2 protein-coding genes are annotated in these 3,261 nt (G+C 67.1%); one reads left to right on the top strand and one right to left on the bottom strand.

Annotated elements, in window-relative coordinates; genetic code table 11:
* Nucleotides 1–1,891, top strand: a 1,891-nt coding sequence (locus tag I71_RS35540; RefSeq protein WP_083896952.1) for an autotransporter domain-containing protein, incomplete at its 5' end; no start/stop codon positions are given.
* Nucleotides 1,892–1,951: 60 nt separating this feature from the next.
* Here the strand turns inward: I71_RS35540 and I71_RS04015 are convergent.
* Nucleotides 1,952–3,261 (bottom strand): FAD-binding oxidoreductase (locus tag I71_RS04015; RefSeq protein WP_042690961.1); only part of this gene is annotated, 1,310 nt, incomplete at its 5' end.

Below are 3,261 nucleotides of genomic sequence, written 5' to 3'. Positions count from 1 at the left end.
CATCTATCACTTCTCGGCCAACGGCCGGATGATCTCGGCGGTGCAACCGCCGGCCGCCTTGCTGCCGATCCGCAATGGCGGGCTCGACTTCGCGTCGAACAACCCGGCCACCGGCCAGCCGGCGCCGACCCCGGCCGACCCGGTCACCGGGCGGCAGAACAACCAGGGGCTGGAAGGTCTGTCGCTGACGCCGGACAAGACCAAACTGGCGACGCTGCTGCAGAGCGCCACCCGCCAGGATGGCGGCACCGGCGGCAACAGCGCCACCCGGCGCAACACCCGCCTGCTGATCTATGATGTGTCCGCCAACCCGGACAGCCCGGCGCTGATCGGCCATTACGTCGTGCCACTGCCCACCTTCCGGTCCGGAAGCAGCACGCTGGTGGCGGCGCAGAGCGAGATGCTGGCGCTGAACGACAAGCAGTTCCTCGTCCTGTCGCGCGACAGCAACAACGGCCAGGGGCTGAGCGGCACCAATTCGCTCTACCGCAGCATCGACATCGTCGACGTGTCGAACGCCACCAATCTGGTCGGCACCGTCTATGAAGGCACCACCCCGGTCGCCCCCGGCGGCAATCTGGTGGCGTCGGTGACGCCGGTGTCCTACAGCCAGTTCCTCAGCATCAACAACAACGGCCAGCTGGCGAAGTTCGGGCTGCACAATGGCGGCGCCCAGGATGCCAACCTGCTGTCGGAGAAGTGGGAAGCGATGGGGCTGCTGCCGGCGCTCGACGCCGCCAAGCCCGACGATTTCTTCCTGTTCGTCGGCAACGACAACGACTTCCTGACCCGCAGCGGCTATCAGGTCGGCGCCGCCTATGACGCCGGAGCCAATGTCGACACGATGCTGCTGGTCTACCGGCTGACCCTGCCGACCTACGTCGATCCGCTCGCCATCGAGTCGCTGCGTCAGACAGCCCTGCCCGTGGCCCGAGGGTTGGGCAACGCGTCGGTGGCGATGGCCGACGCGGCCTCACGCTCGGTGCGCAGCCACTTGAACGGCCTGCGCTTCCTCGGCACCTCCGGCGAAGGCGGCGGAAGTTCGTCGGACAGCGGTCCGAAGATCACCGGCTGGGCCGGCGGCCGGCTGGGCTACACCAATGCCGACGACGCCGGCATGTCGCTCGGCGGCGACACGGACTCGCGCAACGGACAGGTCGGTGCCGACATCCGGATCACCGACAACCTCGTCGCCGGCCTTGCGGTGGGCGGCGCCCGCAACAGCCTGTCCTTCGGCGACACCGGCAGCGCCAAGGTCCGCTCCGCTTCGATCAGCCCCTATCTGGCCGGCCAGTACGGCGGTTTCTTCGGAAGCCTGTCGGGCACCTATTCCTTCGACACTTACGACAAGATCGCCCGCAACACCGGCGCCTACGGCCTGACCGCCCGCGGCGAGACCAAGGGGCGCAGCTGGTCGGTCGGCGTCGATGGCGGTTACGATCTCGGCGAAGGGGCGTGGTCGTTCGGGCCGGTCGCGGCGGCGCGCTACACCCGCGCCACCATCGATGGCTACACGGAAGCGGAAGCCATCCACCTGGACGGCATCCTGCCGAGCCAGACCCAGCGCGGCTGGAGCTGGGAGTTCGGCGGGCAGGTCGCCCACCGCTTCGATAAGGAAAGCGTGTCGATCATCCCGCAGGCCCGCCTGAGCTACGAGTGGAACCGGGTGCGCGGGGCCGAAACGCTGGCCGCCACGCTCGCCAACCGCACCACTTCCAGCCTGGGCACGGTCACCCGGACCTTCGGCACGCCGGAGCGCGACGGGTTGCGCGCCGGTGGCGGCATCACGCTGCTGAGCGGTGCCGTGGCCTGGCAGGTCGGGTATGACGGCAAGTTCGGTCACGACAACCGCGACCACAGCGTCTTTACCTCGGTCGGCTACCGGTTCTGAAACCGCGCAAGGCGGGTGGGAGACGATCCCCCCGCCTTGCCGGGCTGCCCGGGTGCAAAATCACGCCGGTCGGATCGCCTGCGCGAAGGTGAAGAGCATGGACGGGTCGACGGCCGCCTTCACCTGTGCCAACTTGACAAGGTTCTCGCCGTAATAGGCCCGCTGCCAATCGGCGAGCGACGGGTCGGGGAAGTTCTGGAAGGCGCCCTGCGCCTTGGTCCGGCGATTGACGTCGTCGTAGAAATGCTGCTGCCACTGCAACGCCTGCTCGATCAGCAGGGCGGAGTCGGTCGGCCGCCACCAGTTGGCCTCCACCGAAAACAGCCAGTCATAGCCGCGGTGGACATAGGCGGTCTCGGTCGGACCGACGCGGTTAATGGCGCCGCCGACCTGGAAGAACTTGAAGGCCACCGCCATCGAGGTGGCGGGCATCTTCGCCGCCCAGTCGAACATCGCGGCGATGGCCTCGTCACCGATGTCCACCGCCTTCATATAACTGGACTTCTCCTGGTAATAATAGGGGAAGGTCGTTTCGGTCAGATAGTCCTGGCCCGTCCAGTACGGAACATTGTCGTGGATCCACGACTGGTTCCTGTCGATCAGCTCCCAGCTGGACTTGAAAATATCCTTCAGAGTCAGTTTGGACTGGTGCAGCTGGCCGAGGATCGACAGCTTCAGCGGCGTGCCGGCGCAGCGTTCCTGCCAGCTGGGGATGGTGACGCTGATCTTGCTGCCGAACTCGTCGGGCGCCGACGCCAGGTCGGTCAGCAGAAGCTTCAGGACCTTCGCCAAATCCTTGGTCCAGACCAGATTGAAGACGGTCACCGGCTCGGCCGGGCGGGTTTCCAGGGTGAAGGAGGTGTTGATGCCGAAATTACCGCCGGCACCGCCACGGCAGGCCCAATAAAGGGCGGACTCGGCGGCGGCATCGGCCTTGACGTGGCTGCCGTCGGCCGTCACCAGCTCCGTCGCCTTCAACAGGTCGGACGCCATGCCGAACTTGCGCATGTTGAAGCCGATGCCGCCGCCCAGCAGGAAACCGGCGGCGCCGACCGAATCGCAGCGCCCGTGGGTGATGGTGCGGCCCAGCCGCTCCATCTGCTTGTAGACCAGCGAGTTGAGCGTGCCGCCCAACACCTTCACCAGCCCGTCGGAACCCGCCACCGGCTCAGCTCCCGCCATCGGCGACATGTCGATCAGCAGGCCGGGCGTGGTGGAGAAGCCGGCGTAGTTGTGGCCACCGGACCGCACGGCGAAGGGCATCGCCTGCTCCTTCACCCATGTGATGCAGGCCTGGACATCCTGGGGAGTGCCGCACCGGGCGATGCCGGCCGGCAGGGTCGCGCCATAGCGCAAGTTGTTCGGGCGGC

The organism is Azospirillum sp. B506 (assembly GCF_000333595.1).
Lineage (GTDB): Bacteria > Pseudomonadota > Alphaproteobacteria > Azospirillales > Azospirillaceae > Azospirillum.
This window is presented reverse-complemented; position numbering and strand designations above follow the sequence as displayed.